General features: G+C 44.4%; 16 protein-coding genes. 5 read left to right on the forward strand and 11 right to left on the reverse strand.

Features of this window, described 5'->3' with window-relative positions; all coding sequences use genetic code 11:
• Window positions 1-183 precede the first annotated feature (183 nt).
• Window positions 184-732: a shikimate kinase gene (locus tag F6K46_RS21145; protein ID WP_293064799.1), complete on the forward strand. Its 549-nt coding sequence runs from the start codon at window positions 184-186 to the stop codon at window positions 730-732.
• On the opposite strand, the gene F6K46_RS21150 is transcribed toward F6K46_RS21145, so the two are convergent.
• Window positions 733-1,914 carry an aldo/keto reductase gene (locus F6K46_RS21150; protein ID WP_293064833.1) on the reverse strand — a complete coding sequence of 394 codons (1,182 nt, stop codon included), beginning with the start codon at window positions 1,912-1,914 and terminating at the stop codon, window positions 733-735.
• A 301-nt stretch (window positions 1,915-2,215) separates the two neighbouring features.
• On the reverse strand, window positions 2,216-2,404 hold the full coding sequence (locus tag F6K46_RS21155; protein WP_143727703.1) for a hypothetical protein: 189 nt from the start codon (window positions 2,402-2,404) through the stop codon (window positions 2,216-2,218).
• Between the two features lie 444 nt (window positions 2,405-2,848).
• On the opposite strand from F6K46_RS21155, the gene F6K46_RS21160 reads away from it, so the two are divergent.
• Entirely contained in the window at window positions 2,849-3,229 is a 381-nt protein-coding gene (locus F6K46_RS21160) for a helix-turn-helix domain-containing protein (RefSeq protein ID WP_070393914.1), read from the forward strand.
• A 698-nt stretch (window positions 3,230-3,927) separates the two neighbouring features.
• Here the strand turns inward: F6K46_RS21160 and F6K46_RS21165 are convergent.
• The 4 genes from F6K46_RS21165 to F6K46_RS21180 all read right to left on the reverse strand — a co-directional run bounded on the left by F6K46_RS21165 (window position 3,928) and on the right by F6K46_RS21180 (window position 8,100).
• Window positions 3,928-4,806 carry a hypothetical protein gene (locus F6K46_RS21165; protein WP_293064804.1) on the reverse strand — a complete coding sequence of 293 codons (879 nt, stop codon included), beginning with the start codon at window positions 4,804-4,806 and terminating at the stop codon, window positions 3,928-3,930.
• Window positions 4,807-5,066: 260 nt separating this feature from the next.
• A complete protein-coding gene (locus F6K46_RS21170) occupies window positions 5,067-6,167 on the reverse strand; it encodes a DUF1565 domain-containing protein (protein ID WP_293064835.1) in 1,101 nt (366 codons plus the stop codon).
• A 112-nt stretch (window positions 6,168-6,279) separates the two neighbouring features.
• Window positions 6,280-7,161 carry a hypothetical protein gene (locus tag F6K46_RS21175; protein WP_293064806.1) on the reverse strand — a complete coding sequence of 294 codons (882 nt, stop codon included), beginning with the start codon at window positions 7,159-7,161 and terminating at the stop codon, window positions 6,280-6,282.
• 309 nt (window positions 7,162-7,470) lie between these two features.
• A complete protein-coding gene (locus F6K46_RS21180; RefSeq protein ID WP_293064809.1) occupies window positions 7,471-8,100 on the reverse strand; it encodes a L,D-transpeptidase in 630 nt (209 codons plus the stop codon).
• Between the two features lie 225 nt (window positions 8,101-8,325).
• Between F6K46_RS21180 and F6K46_RS21185 the strand changes: the two genes are divergently transcribed.
• On the forward strand, window positions 8,326-8,829 hold the full coding sequence (locus F6K46_RS21185; protein ID WP_293064812.1) for a hypothetical protein: 504 nt from the start codon (window positions 8,326-8,328) through the stop codon (window positions 8,827-8,829).
• A 317-nt stretch (window positions 8,830-9,146) separates the two neighbouring features.
• Here the strand turns inward: F6K46_RS21185 and F6K46_RS21190 are convergent, their stop codons facing one another.
• The 5 genes from F6K46_RS21190 to F6K46_RS21210 form a co-directional block, all read right to left on the reverse strand.
• A complete protein-coding gene (locus F6K46_RS21190; protein WP_293064814.1) occupies window positions 9,147-10,349 on the reverse strand; it encodes an S-layer homology domain-containing protein in 1,203 nt (400 codons plus the stop codon).
• Between the two features lie 104 nt (window positions 10,350-10,453).
• On the reverse strand, window positions 10,454-11,353 hold the full coding sequence (locus F6K46_RS21195) for an energy-coupling factor transporter transmembrane protein EcfT (protein WP_293064816.1): 900 nt from the start codon (window positions 11,351-11,353) through the stop codon (window positions 10,454-10,456).
• Window positions 11,354-11,401: 48 nt separating this feature from the next.
• Window positions 11,402-12,793: a ribosome biogenesis GTPase Der gene (der, locus tag F6K46_RS21200; RefSeq protein WP_293064819.1), complete on the reverse strand. Its 1,392-nt coding sequence runs from the start codon at window positions 12,791-12,793 to the stop codon at window positions 11,402-11,404.
• 125 nt (window positions 12,794-12,918) lie between these two features.
• On the reverse strand, window positions 12,919-14,007 hold the full coding sequence (locus F6K46_RS21205) for a folate-binding protein (protein ID WP_293064822.1): 1,089 nt from the start codon (window positions 14,005-14,007) through the stop codon (window positions 12,919-12,921).
• Window positions 13,997-14,395, reverse strand: coding sequence for a hypothetical protein (locus F6K46_RS21210; RefSeq protein WP_293064825.1), 399 nt, complete (start codon window positions 14,393-14,395; stop codon window positions 13,997-13,999). Before F6K46_RS21210 ends, F6K46_RS21205 begins: the two co-directional genes overlap by 11 nt.
• A 485-nt stretch (window positions 14,396-14,880) precedes the next feature.
• On the opposite strand from F6K46_RS21210, the gene F6K46_RS21215 reads away from it, so the two are divergent.
• Entirely contained in the window at window positions 14,881-17,127 is a 2,247-nt protein-coding gene (locus F6K46_RS21215; protein ID WP_293064828.1) for a protein kinase, read from the forward strand.
• A 273-nt stretch (window positions 17,128-17,400) separates the two neighbouring features.
• Complete coding sequence (locus F6K46_RS21220; RefSeq protein ID WP_293064831.1) at window positions 17,401-17,790, forward strand: hypothetical protein; 390 nt, start codon at window positions 17,401-17,403, stop codon at window positions 17,788-17,790.
• The last annotated feature ends 1,382 nt before the right edge of the window (window positions 17,791-19,172 follow it).

The raw sequence follows: 19,172 nt of genomic DNA on the forward strand, positions 1-19,172 counted from the left end.
CCTTTGGTCTCACTGGCTACCCAAAAGCACGGTACATCACTTTTGTTGGGATGAAGTTTAGATGAAGCTATTGTGAATAATAGCATAAATGTGAAAGGTTGTCTCGCAGTGAAAGTCTTAGGGTGGTACCTTTGATTAAGTGTGAACTAAGGGTAATCACTGATTAGACTGGGGAGGGCATGCGTGAATGACTTGTTGAAGGGCCTCAATGTTTTTCTGATTGGCATGATGGGCGCTGGCAAAACTACTGTTGGAGGTTTACTAGCTAGTGAGCTAGGCTATGGTTTTTTTGATACAGATGCCCTGATTGAGCAAATTGCAGGTAAAACGATTAACGAGATATTTGCTGAGGACGGAGAAGAAACCTTTCGACAGCTGGAGACTCAGGTACTATCGGAACTATCGGCTTATCAGCAATTGATCGTTGCTACAGGAGGCGGTATTGTGCTTAACCCCCAGAATTGGAGTTATCTGCATTATGGTCTGGTGGTCTGGTTGGATGTCCCTGTGCCAATGTTAATCGAACGGTTGCAAGAGGATACCACTCGCCCCTTACTACAGAAACCTGATCCTGCTTTAGAATTGCAGAAAATTCTTGACCAAAGACGGAGTCTTTATGAATTAGCTGACCTTCAGATCTGTGAAGATTTTGGGGAGACCCCACCACAGATTGCTTCACGAGTGATCACAGAGATTCCGAAAGTTCTTAAAAATTCTAAACAAAAAAATTAATTATTGTTGGGAGAGGCGTTTGACTGGTTTACCCCCTAATAAGTTATGGGCATCTTCCAGAAAAGCTGGTATTATATCAGCATGAGGACTTTTACGCAAACATTCCGTCAGGTCTAATTCTCTGACCTGATTGGCTTGGGCCCCAGGAAACCAGTGACCCGCATTAGTTAAAAGGTTGTAGCGCATTTTTGCATACTCAAGCAGATCGTACGCGATCGCTAAATTCCTCAACCACAAAATCACTGGAATATTGATACCGCCTGGGGTTTCTGAATGGGTGGGTAAGCCAATGTCCCAACTTCGGAACCAGTCTTCTCCCAATTTTGCGATCGCTTCTGATTCCAAACGCTCTAAAATCGGCGGTAATACTTCTTCTGAGCGCTCCAGAAGTTTTACAGTTTTGAGGTGTTCATCAAAATCTGAAGGTCGAGATGCCCCTAGACTCAAGGTATGGACCTCGGGATGGCTCAAACAAAACAAATCATTAAATACCATTGGGCTAAGGGGAGCACAAAGTTCCACTAACCGTTGTGGTGGTTTATAGAGCATACCCCCTTTATCGGAAGTGCTAATGATGAACACCCCCATATCGTGACGAGTAGCGGCTTCAATGGCAGGCCAATTTAACTGATTAATGTAATACCAGTGCAAGTTAACGTAGTCAAACTGGTCCGTTTCAATGGTTTTAACAATCACATCTGTAGGACCATGAGTCGAGAATCCAATAAACCGTACCTTACCCTCTGCTTTAAGCTGTCGCGCTACATCTAAATAACCACCAGGACGGATAGTCTGATCTAGCAACTCAGGGGTATTAATCCCATGGATTCCCAGTAGGTCAACATAGTCAAGTTTTAGGAAAGCGAGGGATTGATTAAACTTACGACGAAACTCTTTGGGGTCAGGCTTAGGAGTAACTTTAGTCTGAACAATCAGTTGTTCTCGGGGAAATTTTGGCAAAATCTCTCCTAATTGCATCTCAGAAGTACCGTAGCCACGAGCAGTTTCTATGTGATGAATGCCAAGCTCTAGAGAACGGCGGATTGTTGCTTCGAGATTCTGTTGATGATCTTGGGGAATTTGCTCCTTGGGAACATCCTGCCACTTGAACTGGTATCGCATACCACCACAGGAAAAGACTGGCATCTGTAATTCTGTACGCCCAAATCTTCGATATTGCATCATAAACGTGCTTTGAATCACCCAGCTGCTAGTGTCTGCTCTTTGATTATCTAACTATTTTTACCAAAAATTTTGGGTTTAAAGCCCCGTCCTTATAGGACGGCTTTCTTTATTAAGTTAAAACTTGACAGTTTTCGCACTGCGTGTTATGATAAAATTATAAACAAAAAACTAAGCACTAGATAAATACTATCTAATCATAAGTAGACAACGTAAAAAATATGTAAGAGATACATATTGCGTAATTTGGTCTAACGACTTAAAAGTCTATGAAAAAAAATTAGATAAAAAAAGTATCTATCTATATGTAAAAAAAAGGTAAGGTACGGTGGGGCACACCGAAACCTAGGTCGAAGACTAAACACGCTTGTGGAGAGGAGACCTCTATTTTTCCTGGCTCCGGCAAGGGATAACAAGTCACCCCGTTGTTCGCGTAGCGTGGCCAAAGGCCAAGCAAGAATCCCCGTCCTTCCAGGGCGGGGAGTGTCAATTTACAACCTCAGCATTCAGCCGTCAGCATTCAGCCTTTAGCTGTCCGTAACTCAGCATTATTCGGATGCTTACCTGTTGTCTTGATCCCAAGCGCGAGTGGGAGTTCCCCCCACAGGTCGGCACTGCCTCCCCTGTTCCCTTGCTGCATCGCTTATTAAAAAGCTGTTCAGTGTAGCTTACCCATAGCCACTAAGCCGAACAAGAAGTGTGCGCTACGCCCACGCTTCTTGATCTGCTATCAGGTATCAGCCAAAGGCTGTGACAACGCTATGGGAATAGTTTATCCCCATTGTGCTTGCTACACAGAACAGCTTTTGAATAAAATAAGCTACAGCTGACGGCTGTCAGCTTTCCAGGTTCCAAGGTTTTTCCATAGGCTCTAGCTAATACCCACGCTAGTCAGGTACAATGAGGATAGCTCAGATAATTCTCCTCAAGAACCATGAAAGCCTACTCTGTTGATCTTAGACAAAAAATTATTGATGCTTATAATCAAGGCAATATCTCTCAACGTAAGCTGGCTAAACAGTTTAATGTTGCCTTAAGCTTTGTTCAAAAATTACTCAAACAGTATCGAGAAACCGGAAATATTGCTCCCAAAGTTCGCACTAAACAAACTCCGATAAAACTTACCCCAGAGCAATTAAATATTCTCCGAGATCTGGTCATCAAAAACAATGATGCTACCTTAGATGAACTCCGGATTTGGTTAGCCGAAGAAACGGGTGTTTTAATTGGTCATTCCACAGTCGATAGGATGATTAAACGTTTGAATTTAACCCGTAAAAAAAACTTTAGACACCACAAAAAGAGGAAAAAATAAATTCAGGTGCGCTCTTACCATTAAGAATTAAATTCGCCAAGTAAGGGCGCACCTAAAAAATAATCTTTATATTTAATCGATAATGGCTCCTCGGTCAATGGGGAATCGTGGTCATATTAATGATTCCCCATTACTGATCCCAATTACCAAAATTGTAACCGGTCAGCAGTCAGCAGTCAGCTTAAAAAAAACCTAATTTGGGATAATTTAAAGGTGCCCTAAATGTAAGCATATGCGCTACGCGCACGCTGCTTGAGGTGCCGTCAGCTATCAGCCGTGAGCTAAAGGCTCACGCTGCGCGAACAGCTTTTTGGCACAGGCTTTGGCCTTGGCCAAAAGGCCACGCGGGGCGCGTTTGGCCACGCTGTGCGAACGACGCTGGGACTTATGTCTTGATTATTCCAATGCTTACTTGTTGTCTTGATGCAATAGCGAGTGGTTTGAATTTACCGTAAGACAGGCTCGCCTTAATCAATAAGTTTTACCCCTTTTCTGCATAGCCTACCAACCATAAAGGCTCAACGTAATCAGGTTTGGTCTCCGGGGGAAACCACGGCAGTCGCTCATGGGGGGAACCCCCAAGACCGCGCTGCCTCCCCTGTTCCCTTGCTGCATCGCTTATTCAAAAGCTGAGAGCTGAGAGCTGAGAGCTGATAGCTGATAGCTGATAGCTGATAGCTGATAGCTGATAGCTTACCTCAAATCTCTTTAGCTGCCCGCTCAATCAGATGACGAGCAACAGTTTGAATCCCAGTATGCTCATAACAATTGGTACTAGCGTCTAGAAATGCCGCTACATAGTCTAACTTGTCATCAGCAAGTTCTATGAAGCCACCCAGACGCTCAAACAGTGACTCAGGGCTTAACCCAGTAGAGGAAATTAAATTATCCATCCAGTCACCAACTGCATCAAACGTGTTACTGATAAATCCCTGTTTATCGGATTCAGGAATTGAGCCACTGAGAGCTGCAAAGGCAGGATTATCTTCTAGAGCGGACTCCCCTCCTTCTTCCAAGCTATTTCGGACTTTAGAGATGAAGTCAGCACCGAGAGGAATTACACCATCGATGCAAACTAAGGCTACCATCCGCATCAGAGCTTCGTTATGATAGTTTTCTGTCACAGAAGCAGCAAAATCTACCGGATTAAAGCCAAGGCCGTGAATCTTGCTATGAGCGATCAGTTCTCCGACCAGTTTTATACTCAAGTCAATAGATTGAACGGTGTCAGCTTTGGGAGTCAGTTTGTCTAAGAATGGGATCCAACTCAAGGTATCCCCGACTTTGTCAGCTAAAGCTGCTGCTGCGATCGCTGTGTCAGTATTGTCAAGAGTTTGGTAAATCCAGATAGCTGTTTGGTATCCCTGATCAGGGTCTTCGTACAGCTCAAGGGCGCGGGCACGAATTGACTCAATCACATCTGGATCTGTTTCCCCTGTAACTGCGCTAATTGTATTGTCAAAACCGACGAGATTTTCCCATTCCCCCGGAACAATAAAATCCAGGACATTCAGTACTGTTACGGTTATATTATCCTCTGGAAGCTGATCAACTAATTCAATAATTGATTGACCCATTTTCAGTTTTTTTAACTATAAACTTCTCTCACGAAAACATACACAATTCTAAATGTCAATTGTGAAGGAATCATGAAAAAAATTTGTAAGCTAAGTAGTCGGACAAAAGTCAAATTAACTGTTGAAATAGGGAGCAGGGAGCAGGGAGCAGAGGGGCTTTTGGTAACTTTACACAAGTTAATACAGCGCTGCATCAAGAAGTGAGGTTTATTTTTGTCCAGGTACTTATCAGCTTTGCTTAGGTAGGATACTGAGCCAAACTAATTAACGTCAAAGTCTACAGGAAATTCAGGAGAACTTGGTTGAGCTTCTAGCAGTGCAGCAACTCCATCCCCCTTGAGCTGATTACCAATTACTAATAGCTTTTTGCCAGTAACATTATAAATGTCATAACGTTCATTGCCTTCAAAAAGGTTATTTCCAGGAGTACTAGCAGTGCCTAAATCTGGCTGAGATTGGCTAATCGCTACCAAGCCATCCCGACTATTATTGATAATTTGGTTTTCGCGCAGCACAGGACGTGCAGACCCTTCAATCACTACCCCGTCAATGTTGTCACGAATCTGATTATTTACTATCAAGGGTGAACTGTTGCCCCCTATCGCCAAACCATGACCGGTTTGCTCAATAATATTACCCCGGATTTCTCCTGTTGCTTCCCGAGTTACAGAGATACCGTTTCCTTGGTTATTGGCAAAACGATTATTTTCAATCAGAGGGTTTCCTTTACCACTAACAAACACTCCTTCGCGATCGCTATTGATAAAGGTATTGTTGCGAATGATGGGATTGGTGGATTCTACCCACACACCACTCCCTCTGGTATTAGGATTAGTAATAGTTAGTCCCAGAATCTGAGCATCTTGAGCTGCCAATATCGTTACGTTCTGACCAGCCCAAGTCCGACTGAGGTAAAGACCGCCACCAATTATAACTACTCCTTCACCTCTAGCGGACTTGTTTCCCTGGAGAATCATGCCAGGTTTGAGTTTAAGGGGAAAGGTTTCTCCCTGTTCAACGGTGTACTGACCTGGGGCTAGGTGGATAGTAGCTAAGGGACGAGCTTGCTGTAAGGCATAGGTAATAGTTTTGAAGGGATTAGCAGTGGTTAGACCAGCGTTTTCGCTGTCTGTACCCTGTTGAGAATCCACGTACAAAACTTGCTTGATTGCTGGTGGCGACTGCCTAGGGTTCGATCTCGGTAAGTTACGAGTAGGAAAATTGTCTGGTGTTGGTCTACTTATCCTGCCAGATGAATCCCATTGCTCACAGCCTGTTACCGCTAAAGCCATAATTAATCCAGCAGCAACTAATACAAAGTTAGGGGATTCAGTTAGGTTATAAACTTTGTATTGCAGCATTGTCAAGGTTAGTACTTAACTTGATGAGAGCAAAATTTTATTCGCCTATTATAGCGTTTCTCATCACTATGAAAAACGCTATAGTTGTGTACTACTAGCCTAGTCAATTAGCCTAGTCAATTTCTTCAGCAGCACGAAGAATTAAATGACGCGCAACGGTTTGTATGCCAGTATGCTCATAGTAGTTAGTGCTAGCGTCTAGAAATGCCGCCACATAGTCTAACTTGTCATCGGCAATTTCTACAAAACCCCCGAGACTGTCGGACAGTGAATCACGGCTTAATCCAACAGAGGATACTAGATTATCCATCCAGCCACCAACTGCATCAAAGGTTTGAGTAATGAATCCCTGTTTATCGCCATCTGGGATTGAGTCCCTGATGGCTTCAAACTCATCATTGTTGGAAAAGGATGATTTATCTCCTTCTTCAAGGGTATTTCGTACTTTAGACACGAAGTCTGCACCAAGAGGGATTACCCCATCAATGCACACTAAAGCTACCATCCGCATCAGAGCAGCTTTATCATAGTTTTCCTGGATAGAAGTGGCAAACTCGAAGGGATTCAAGCCCACCTTGTGAATTTTGCTATGGGCTAGTAGTTCCCCCACTAATTTCAGACCCAAGTCAAGCCCTTGAAGCTTGTCCGCTTTAGGAGTCAGTTTCTCTAAAAACGGGATCCACCTAAAGGTATCCCCGACTTTGTCAGCTAAAGCGGCTGCTGCGATCGCTTTGTCAGTTCTGTCAAACTTTTGATAAATCCCAACGGCTTTTTGGTATCCCTCATTCGGGTCTTCGTAGATGGCGAGGGCGCGATCGCGAATTTTGGTAATCACGTCGTAATCCTCTTCCCCAGTTAGCTGGCGAATGGTATGGTTAAACCCCACTAAGTTTTCCCACTCCCCTGGGATCACAAAATCCAGTGCGTTCAGTATTTTTACGGTTAGGCTATCGGTTGACAGTTCGTCAACTAACTCAATTATTGATTTACTCATAAAAAAAAACGTTTAATGTTTGGAAATCCCGTTTCTGGTAGACCGGGTCGGAAAGTTGAACCTACACCCTCATCACTATAACAATCGGATTTAAGTTGTGAAACTCTCCAATACCGGAAGTGAAGCAACAGAGCACAATTCGAGCTATCGGGGCAATCTTTCACGCTTTGGTTAGTTGAGGGCAAATCAATTGGTAGTGCCCTAAGCGTGGGGTATATTTAACTCATCGCTATCTTAAAATTAATAATTATGAAGAGCTAAGGTATGGAATCTCTACTTCTGAGGTTTAACCTATTCCGGTAGAGGATGTCAAGGCTGTACGATTACCGGTGTTCCTATAGCCACCTTTTCAAATAAATCCCGGACATCTTTATTGAGCATTCGGATGCAACCGTGAGAAACAGCTTGTCCGACGAGTTCCTCAGCAGTTGTTCCATGAAATCCAATATAATTCTTCCCATTAGTCCAAAAACCAATCCAGCGATCGCCAAGGGGATTATTCGGCCCTGGAGGAATTATTTCACCTGTCCAAGGATGCTCCCAAGCTGGATCCTGAAGCTTTTGGATCACTTCAAAATTACCTGTTGGTGTTTCCCAACCCGCTTTACCAATGGCAATTGGGTAACTGTTTAGGACTTGAGCCGCTTGATAGACATAAACACGACGTTCACTCAATTTAATCACCAAACGAGTAATTTGAGTAGCCTCTGGTGGCAAGTCTTCTTCTAGAGGAAGATATAGATCCGGGTCTCCAAGGGGTGGCAATTTTGGGGCTTCAATTCCAGGCAATTGATTTTGAGGTAAAAGCTCTTTGGGAGTAGGAACAGGACTACTTATTTTTTCAGAGGCAGCTACCTGCTGTTGCCCATAAAGTATTGGAATTACTATACTCAAGCATAGTAGCCTTAAGCTCCGAGATAGTAATTTATCTCTCACCATTTCTAATTAGTTTTTATTTATAACAACTTTATAACATCACTTTAATCTACTTGAAAAGCAACATTATCAAAAACGTTCACACCGACGCCTTCAGGTATTTTGGCAGACCAAAAGTTAGTAATTTTACTGATAATATATTCCGGAAACAATCTATTATTTCCGTAGATTTTACAGTAGATTAGTGAATTTTAAATTCTTCGATTAACAGAAATATAAGTTAAGTTAATGATGAATATTAAAAAGTTTAATGTCTGGACAGGGACTACCTTGTCATTGCTGCTGTGTACCCTTACTATGGCTCCCGCTAAGGCTAACTCAATGGGTGAACAAGCCCAAAACCGGATCCTGAAACAAGATCGGGGGCAAGAGCTTGACAAAGGTACTATCAAGAGTATCGTTGGCAATATCGTAAAGGTTAAGCTTGACAACGGTGAGAGCAAAACGGTTTGGCTACCAACTTCCAAGCTCAGGCAATGGCATGTGGCAGAAGGTAAGCAAGTCTTGATGGCTGGGAATCGTATCGTTAATATTGTTAGTTCCAGTGCTTTGGCCAGTTCAGAGACTACGAGGGTTACCAGTCGTGTTAGCGAGGTCTTAGAGTCTGTCCAACAGAGGCGTATCGAACGGATGAACCGTATTCGGAGAACTGTCATTTCCACTCCTGTACAGCCAACAGTGACAACTCCTCCTCGAACCCCAATTGGGCTACCTGTCAGAGCACTGTGGTAGCAACGGGTGCGCCTACCTGTGGGGATTTCCAGGGGGCTGACAAGATGCGATCGCATACAGAACTCAAACCATGAACGACTGCATTAACACAATGGTTGATAGTTAACGGTTGCCTTGATGCTTAACAAGGGTTTGTCATAGTAATGAGGTAAACAGGATTTTTTTCCAGTGCTCTTTTCCCTGCTCCCTGCTCCCTGCTTCCTGCTCCCTTCTCCCTCTATTCTCACAAAAAATATTGCCCGGAGTGTTAACTCCGGGCTAATCAATAACGTCGATTAAAATGGGCTGATCATTACCTGATCTGTAATCCGATAATTCTATTTCGGAGCTACAATATATGGAGAGGAAACCCCTTGAGCCTTACCTGATGTGACCAAAGCCTGATAAAGCATAGAAACCATCTCAGCATGAGTAGCAGGCTGATTTGGTCTGAGCATAGTTTTTTCACTGTAGTTAACAACTATACCCGCTTCTGTTGCTGCTGCTACTTTCTCAATCGCCCACTCAGGAATGTCATCCTGATCTCGGTAAATCTTTAACGTTTCGGCTGGATTGGATGAAGGTTGAAGATCAAGACCGCTAATCAGGCTAACTAAAACCTGTACACGAGGAACCTTTTGCTCAGGACGGAACTCCTGTCCGGGATATCCTGACATGAAGCCGGTTTCGGTAGCTTCATCAATTGCTTTAGATGCTGATTGATCAGTAGGTTTATCCTTATAATTTACTCGTTGTCGCTTCTTCTGCTCTTGAAACGCTTTTTGAATTTGAGCAGCTAACTCTCCCCGTGTTACCTGTCTGTCCGGTAGAAATTCCTGATCAGGTAAGTTAATTAATACTTTGTCCTTGGCTAGAGGTCTCATGAAAGGACTTGCCCAATGATTTTTAGGAATCTCTGCTGGTTGAATGGAGCGGAAATCGCTAACATCTATAGGGATAGTTTGTGATGAGGATTGGGCTTGGTCAGGACCTGTGCTACCGTCAGTATTACCATCTGATCTGGCTTGGTCAGGACCTGTGCTACCGTCAGTATTACCATCTGATCCGGCTTTGCCCTTGGCCATGGTGCGGTCGCGATATCCTGTGGATGAGTACCCTGATGAGAATAGCCCCAGGAATCGATTAGTTTGTGACTCCTCTGGTGATTTATCTTGAGCTGACCCGAGCATTAAACCCGTGGCTGGATCAACTGAATATCCCCTGAACAAAGAACTCGTTCTTGATTTGGAGGATGAGGAGAGCGCAGATGATGACTTATCTCCACCCGTGATTGATTTAACACTTGGAAATAGTGATAGTTCTCCCGTTGACTCTGTTGACTCAGATGATGCAAAGGGAGACTCAAGGGATTTGAAGCTAAATTTTCCCCGGTTGCCCTTTGTGCCCCAAAACAGAATTAGACCAATAGTGGCGAAGGCTACGATAATCGCCAGTAATTCATCAAGCTCTAGAATTGGTTTGCGGCTTGGCTGAGGAGGTGTTGGGGATGGTGATTGCTCGGACGGTGATTGATTTGTCATAGGATGGCTGAGATACACATCTTGACTGCTTTCCCTGGTTTTCAAGCCTAGGGATCGCTTGAAGTTACCTAGATTAAACCATAGCTATGTTCTTGACAAAAGATTCAAATTTTCCAACCCCAGGTTAATCTTACTCCCCAAAATACTAGTAAACTTGCCAGTGCTAACCAATCACACCAGCGTATGCGCAGTTGATGCCACTCCACTTTATGCTCATTGGGACTAGTAAAGCCCCTGACAGTCATGGCACTAGCAATTTGCTCAGCCCGTAACAGCAGATTTTCCAGAAGCTTTTCCGCAACCATTAACCAAATTTGTAGGCTTCGGTTCAGACCGAGTTTTTTCCAGTTGATAGCACGAGTGCGTATGGAACGAGCTAAATTCTGTACTTCTTCTAGCACTAGGGGGATAAAGCGCAAGGAAAGGGTTAAGGTCAGCAGAATTTCCGTAACCGGAACATTCAAACGCCGTAAGGGTTTGATTAAGCTTTCTAAACCTGCAGTAATTTCTTCTGGTGCTGTGGTCAGCAGGAAAAGACTGGAACTATAAACTAGGGTAAATAGAGTTGTGCTGATCCGGACCGCTAAATCTATTGAGCGACGAGTAATAGTAAGACTAATCATAGTAAACGCTTTACCACTCCAGATGACATAACGGTAGTCACTAGGTTGAGGTAGGGTGAGCTCTTGAGGTTCTGGAGGTAGTCTGACTTGATGGTCAATGGCCATACCATCTGGAGCGATCGCAGTGATCAGAAAAACAAAACATGCTACCATCAACAACCAACTCATTTGCTGACGCCACACCCGCCAGGGAATCCTAGCTGTAAGGGTGATTAGAATCAGTAAGCAAGATAGCCCGAGCCGACAGTAGGGATTTGCCAACAGGGGTGCGATCAGAAAACTGGTCAACCAAAACATCTTTACCCTGGAGTCGAGGTGATGCATCCAGGTGACTGGTTGTTCCAAGTATAGTCCGATAGGAAGCGATCGCAATAAGTCCATGATGTTAGTGGTGAGTGCTGAGTGGGCAGTAGTCGAGGGGGTTAGTTATCACACACGGGTAGCTCGATTGAGGTTGATTTGAGCTTCTTCTCCATCACGGACTTTTTTGCCTCGCCACAGTAACCTTACTGGTGTACCGGTGAAATCTAATTGTTGGCGGAACTGACGCTCTATGTAGCGACGGTAGTTGTCTTTGAAGCGTTTGGGGTCGTTGACAAACAGGGCAATAGTGGGGGGTTTAGTTTTTACCTGGGTACCGTAGTAGATTTTGCCCTGACGTCCTTGGCGATTGGTGGGAGGAGTGTACCAGCTAACAGCTTCTTGTAATACTTCATTAATTACAGAAGTAGAGACACGACGTTGATGTTGATTGGCAGCGGTGTCAACTAAATTTAAAATTGTTTCGACTCGCTTGCCTGTCATGGCACTAACAAATATGATTTCAGCCCACTCGATAAAACTCAGTCGGTCTTTTACCTGTTTTTGGTAGTCATAGATAGTGTAGGAATCTTTTTCTATGGCATCCCACTTATTGACTACAATTACTGCAGCACGTCCTTCATCCGCAATACGTCCTGCCAGTTTTTGGTCTTGCTCTGTCACCCCATCTATAGCATCAATCACCAGTAGCACTACATCTGAGCGGCGAATGGCTTTGAAGGCACGATTAATACCAAAAAATTCAGGTCCGTAAGTAACGTTTTTCTTTTTGCGAATGCCAGCGGTGTCTATCAAGCGATAGGTTTGGGCTTCAGTACCCTTTTCTGGATCTGCTGACCGTTGTACTACCATATCAATGGCATCACGAGTGGTACCAGAAATTGGGCTGACGATGGAGCGATTTTCCCCAGTCAGGGTATTCAATAAGCTGGACTTTCCCACATTGGGGCGTCCGACAATAGCGACTTTAATCTCTGGGATTTCTTCGATAGTGTCTACATTGGGCAGGTAGGTAACCAGCTTTTCTAGTAATTCTCCTGTACCATTGCCATGAATTGCTGAGACCGGGAAGGGTTCTCCTAAATTGAGTTCCCAAAACTGGGAGGCTAGAATAATTCCTTGCTGGGGAGATTCACATTTATTGACAGCTAGCACAACTGGGGTATTTTGTATACGTAACCATTGCGCGATCGCTTCATCTCCAGCTGTGGGTCCCGCTTGACCATCCACCACTAATACTGCTGCACTCGCTTCAGCCAAAGCTGCCATTGCCTGTTCTCGAATCAAGGGCAAGAACTCGGTATCATCATCAAAGACTAAGCCGCCAGTATCGACAACCAGGTAGTCTCGGTCTTGCCAGAAAGCAGGGCGATAAGTGCGATCGCGGGTTACTCCTGGTTGGTTGTGAACAATAGCATCGGTCACTCCTGCCAAACGATTGACCAGGGTTGATTTCCCCACATTCGGGCGTCCGATAACTGCAACAATTGGCAGGGCCATAACTGGATGTCCTCAAATTGAGGAGTGTGAATGCTTTAGTCTTTAATTCTATCGCAGTTCTCAACTGGGTCAGGTCACTTGTCCTAGGGAGTAGGGAGTAGGGAGTAGGGAGTAGGGAGTAGGGATTACTCAGCACTGGGCTCATAATAATCATGGCTTAAGCCAGGTACAGCCATAATTTCCCCTTCGACGTCCCCTAAGAGAACTTTCAATCCTACACCACCAGCCTTAGTCCGGATATAAGCTAAACCAAACACTCCCTGGTCAGTTTCTGTCAAACTGGTGAGCTTGCCCACTTTTTCCCCATCCACGGTGATGACGCTTCCTAGGTCAGTAGGAGCACTTAAGCGGATACCCCATAGTCGTTGCTTCACTCCTTTGTAGGTATTCAAGCGCGCAATGGTTTCTTGACCAATGTAACAGCCTTTGCTAAAGGAAATGGTTTGCCACAAACCAGCTTCGAGAGGATTGTAATCTTCTGTGAGTTCATGACCTGGCGCAGGGCGTCCCTGTTGGATACGCAACTGTTCCCAAACGCGATCGCCTATGGGGATTGCTCCTGCTGTGGTTAAGGTTTGCCAAACCTGGGCAGCATTCTCGGCAGGGCAAATTAGAGTATATCCAGGCAAGGCCAAGCCACTCCCTACAGCAATGCGGACTTGATTATCCCCGAGCATCAGTTGCTGGTGACTAGCATCTTCTCCTGATATCTCGACACTCAAGCCTGTTAAGAGGGCATCACTAACCGGTCCAATCAACGAGAAAACAGCATGGTGATCAGATACATCCTGCAATTCCACTCGATCCATGGGAAAGATATAACGATCCAGCCACTCCATGATCTGCTGGCGGCAATTTGGAGAAACTAGCAATAGCACTGCATCTGCTAAGATATAGGCAGTAGCTAAGTCAATAGTCCGAGCTGTAGATGTAACAAAAACCGTCTGACAGCCTTGGCCTGGCTGTCGTGTTTGGAAGTCATTGGTGCTTTGATTGTGTAGATAGCGTAGTCGGTCATCACCAGATACTTTGATCAACCCCCAATGGCAAAAATCAACTAAGGCAACTCCCTGACGGGCTGCTTCAATCCCTGCTGCATCATTGCCAAAGCTTACTGGAATCATCCCTGAAGCTACCGACTCAAACTTTGCCCCAGCCAGGCGCTGGACATCTAGCAATTTTTGAGTCTTGATTGGTAATTGGTCATTTGTCATTGGAATCTACCTGTGGCAATCCTGCCACAACTTCTTCTACTAGCTGTTTGGCTTTAGCATCTAGACACTGCCAATCCACAACACCAGCCTGATCAATCAGCATCGGATCAATTTCTACTGGCTGAGTGTCTAATTCAGACTGGGTTGGTCTATAGTCACGAAAACAGACTTGAAAACACAAATCCCATAAATTAATGGCAACTGAAGTATCTTGATGTGCCAAAGACAACTCATAGCCCGGTATGGGTGTAGTAACGTTTTTATAGGTGATTTTCCAGTTTGTTGGCTCCAACTGCCGCCGAATTTGGTCTATTATACGAATAAACGCCGGTTGCATCAGCAGTTGAGCTTGTTCCCATGCCAGCGTATCCTTAAATAAGGGTTTCATTGATATACTCCCAAACAGCCCTTGAAGGGTGTTATCCTACCAGCCATTAAATAAAACAGCAATTATTCCTGACCAGCTTCATCGCTGTTAATACTATACCGATATATCCTCTATCCTATAAGCAGTGGACTATCATCTTTGACAAATTTCCCTGCCGGTAGAGTATGCTAAGTTGAGCCACATAATCGTAAGCGGTCAGCGGTCAGCGGTCAGCCTTCAGCCAATACCTGATAGCCAATAGCTGATAGCTGATAGCAACCATCTGGAGTAGCGTGCGCTAATCGCTGATAGCTGATAGCTGAATGCTAATAGCTGATAGCTGATAGCTGAATGCTGATAGCTTACTGATAATCAGAAGATAAATTGTCACAATCCTGGTCAATAATACCGATCAGCGTATGTTAAACATGAGACAGTTAGCACCCCGCCCCCTTGGTGCGGAGTTTTAAACTTCCTTTTTGTGAAATCTTAGGCACATCAATCCTATGTTAGGCAAGTTACTGGACGGGCGTTACCAAGTGACTCAAGTCCTCGGTTCCGGGGGATTTGGCAAAACCTATTTAGCCAAGGACACGAAGCGTCCAGGTAACCCAAGCTGTGTTGTTAAGCAACTTCAGCCTCCCAATGGCTCTCAGACATTTTTAGACACTGCTCGACGGCTATTTAGCAGGGAGGCTGAAACCCTAGAAAAGCTGGGCAATAATGACCAAATTCCTCGACTACTTGCCTACTTTGAAGAAGACCATGAGTTTTACTTGGTGCAACAGTTCATCGAAGGGCATCTATTGAGCCAAGAGTTGTCTCCTGGTCACCGCTGGCAGGAAAACCAGGTGATTGGGCTATTGCAAGAAGTTTTAAGTATTTTGGAATTTGTCCACCGTCACGGTGTGATTCATCGCGATATTAAGCCCGATAACCTGATCCGACGCACGGCAGATAGAAAGTTAGTGTTGGTGGACTTTGGTGCCGTTAAGCAAGTTCAAACTGATTTGGCTAGTGCCTATAGACAAACTCACCATACTGTGGTAGTTGGCACTCCAGGCTATATGTCCAGTGAGCAGGCTTTGGGTCAGCCCTGTCCTAGCAGTGATATTTATGCCCTAGGGATTATTGGGATTCAGGCTCTAACTGGAATGGTGCCAGATCAGTTTCAGGAAGACCTCAATACTGGTGAAGTAAACTGGCAATCCCTGGTGTCAGTGAGTGTAGGATTGGCGAATGTCCTTACTAAAATGGTTCGCTATCAAGTCAAAGACCGTTACCAGTCGGGATCGCAGGTTTTACGAGACTTACAGAAATTGAGTACTAATTCAAAACCGTACTCCATCAATTCCCCAACCTACTACTCAATTCACAATATCCCTACAGTTGAAGAAAACTTCCCACCGGAGCAAGTACCAACCCCGTTCTCAGAGCAAAAAACTTGGGACGCAAATGTTGATAGGGGTTCTACTCCAAATAAACCAGCACCTTCTCCGTTGCCTCCAACTAAGGCGGATAGATCGGATAATTTGTCTCTGATCATTGGCACTGGCATTGCCCTAGTTACTTCCTCGATAGCTGGTATGGTCTACTCGATGCGTTCTAGCTCTTGGTCACCACCTAGAATAGCGCAACCAATTCCTCCTAGGAGTACACCCAATCGCCGTTCAGATCCAGTGGTATACGAGCCACCAGCCCCAGCTGCCCCAGGTAATTGCCAGGTGACAGGTTTGAGTGTGAATGTGCGCTCCGAGCCTAACGGATCAAAAGTAGATAAGCTCAATCAGGGAAGCAGTCTAGTTCTAACTGGTAGTGGACAACGTGGCTGGGTAGAAATTAGTTCACCGGTTACCGGGTGGGTGTATACAAATTTGACTGACTGCGCACCAACGGTTGAGCCAGTGGTGGCATCGGCTCCCAAGAGAAATGTTCCAAAGAGAAAGGTTTACCCAAAACCAAAACCCGTGGTCAGGAGGGCTCCATCCCCACCACAGACCAGTCAGCCAACACCAGCACAACCGGCAGATAATGGCTCACTAATTTTGGCAAGGGCAGTGGAAAACTATCAGGCAGGAGATATCAAGAGGGCAATTGCGATCGCACAAGATGTTCTCCCTAGTAGTACCGCTTTCAATGGTGCCCAAACCAAAATTGACCAATGGCACAATGAATGGGTATCCTTTGAACGTAAGTTTGATAAGATTCAACAAGCCTATGAACAAGGTCGGTGGGTTGATGTGTTGAACTATGCTCAGAACAGCAATTTGCCAACAAGAGGCTATTGGCGTCAGAAGTTAAATCGAATCATTAATGAAGCTCGGCAGCAACAAGCTAAAATAGAAGCAAAAAGAAAGCAACTCGCTGTACAGAATCAAATTGGCTCTAGAGCAAACCAAGCGATTTCTGGGTCACAACCAGACTTAAATAAAGGTATTCAAAACAATTCACAGCCTGCTCCAAGACCGGTTTCTATTGCCACACCATTGCCTAAACAGCCAGTGGTTACCCGAAATCAAACTACTACACCACCACCGTCTCAATCAACATTAATCAAATATTACGTGATACTCAACGATGGAAGTCTCAGTGGTTTAGCAAATGCCAGGAAAATTGTTCCTGGTGCTTTTTTGGGTCGATTCCCACAAGGGTCTCGAATTCAGATGGGAGCATTCAAAAATGAAGCCAAGGCCAATGCTTTTGCTAACCAATTACGTCAACAAGGAATGAATGTTTCAATCTATATCCCTTGATCCAGACCCAGTTATGGAATCGAGCTGACGAAGGAAAATAGGAGGAAAACCAAGTTTTCGTAATAAATCGTAATATAGTTGAGATACAAGGGGATGTTGTTCAGTAATACTATTGTATCAGGAAAATAAACCCCGCAATGGTGAGAAAAACCGTGTGAGATTTTATGTTCACCATGGTGCAGGGGTAAAAAGAAACCGACGGTAAAAATTTAGGATAAAAAAATACATATGGGTCATTTACGATCTTTAGTGGTTCTACTGGTAATAGTGCTAATGCTCACGATGGGAATCGAAAGCAAAGCATGGGCTAACAAAAAAGTTTTTAACTGCGATTTTGGCTCAACCTATTATGCTTGTGGTCCGATGGTTCTTAGTGATAATACAGTGGTAATTAAAAATCGGGTCCATGGCAGAGTCAAGGTGATCATAATAGCCAAAGAAAGTAGCCAAGTAGAGGTGTGGAAGGAAGATGAAAGTTACACCCGTGTAGATGATGGACATATTCTACACCGTGGAGAAGAAAAGGAATATTCGATCACCCCGGAGTGGCATTATGCTACGATCAGCGCAATTGAAGGAAGTGTGGTGTTTGCTGGAATTTGCTCAGAATATGAAGAGCAGATAGGTATAGAAGCCTACAAGGATATAATGAGACAATACTAAGGAAGATGATGTACGCACTACGCCCCTACAAGCCTAAGAAAAGAACGTTGATCCCAGCACTCAGTTAAGGATAAAAAGACGGGTTAAACGGGACAAACAAACAATTAAAATTACCGAGGGTTAAAGATATCGGTTGAGCAAAAAAAGAGTGAAAATTGCGCATAAGAGAAAGGTTTACGCTACACCTAATCCTGTCGTCAGGAGGGCTCCATCGTCACTACAGACCCCTCAGCCAACACCAGCACAACCGGCAGAGAATGGCTAACTAATGTTGGCACATCGCAGTGCCAAAGTATCACCCAGGAAATATCAAGGGAGCAAATGCGTAAGCGTAGCGAGACCGAAGGTCAATCGCCGTTGGCGTGGCATACCCCCAAAAGCACATATGGTTATCCCAAGTAATGCAGCTTTCAACGGAAGGTCAATACACGATAAAACCCAAAAGCCAGCAATCAATAAATTAAGGAAAGCTGAAGTGGGTTACCTAAAACCCAGCGCGGGTTCACCCAAAGTCAAGTAAATGTCCCAACAAGCCAAACCGGCAACAGTGTTAATCAGGTCGGGTGTACCCAATACCCGATGGAAGTTTTGCGGCAACTAAAAAATCCTTGGTAAGATAAAAACATGAAACCCCAGCTTATCCTTCACCAAGCCCAACCGCATGCTCCAAGAAAAAACACAGTGGTGAAGTGGATGGGATGATACATTGGCCAAATTCAAGAAGGGGCGGGTTCGTTTGGAAAGCCTAAAAACCATGTCACAGGGCCATTAGTAAGAAATAAAGGATATTACATACCCGTACAAATCAAAAGGCGAAAGGTATCCCCAACCCAACTATGTGCGCGTAGTCGATGTGTAGAAAGCAAAGCCGGGCGGATTCAAGAAGAATGATGGAGGAAAATAGGTCTTATAGGGCAATCTAAAAAAAAATTGGCGAAACGCCGAAACAGAGTATGAACGTTTGCTTGACTAATATCACATGGAGGATCTGGTGATCTATACTGAATCGTTTAAATAGGAAACCCCCAAACCAATATATCTTTAAGTACAGGAGTGGGTCAGTGTAACCGACCCCTAGGAAAAAACCAATAAACGATGATACTTCGTCGCGTTACGAAACATGGATGTAACCGAAAACAGTTACAAAACTTAATATCTTTTCGACCATCAAGGTGAGATTCTAGTACGGCCGTAGTAAGGTGTTGATTACGACCAAGCGGTGCGTCGCCTGTGTGACGTGAGTTATAACCCAAGAGGAGTTAAGTCCTGATAAATAGTTTTCCCGACATATTTGACATTTTCCAACATCTTGTTTGATAATGTCAGTGTACTGACCCAAATTTGTCAATGAATGAACAAATTAACTATGTTCCTCCCCGAGT

The organism is Moorena sp. SIO3E8, assembly GCF_010692445.1.
GTDB classification, from domain to species: domain Bacteria; phylum Cyanobacteriota; class Cyanobacteriia; order Cyanobacteriales; family Coleofasciculaceae; genus Moorena; species Moorena bouillonii.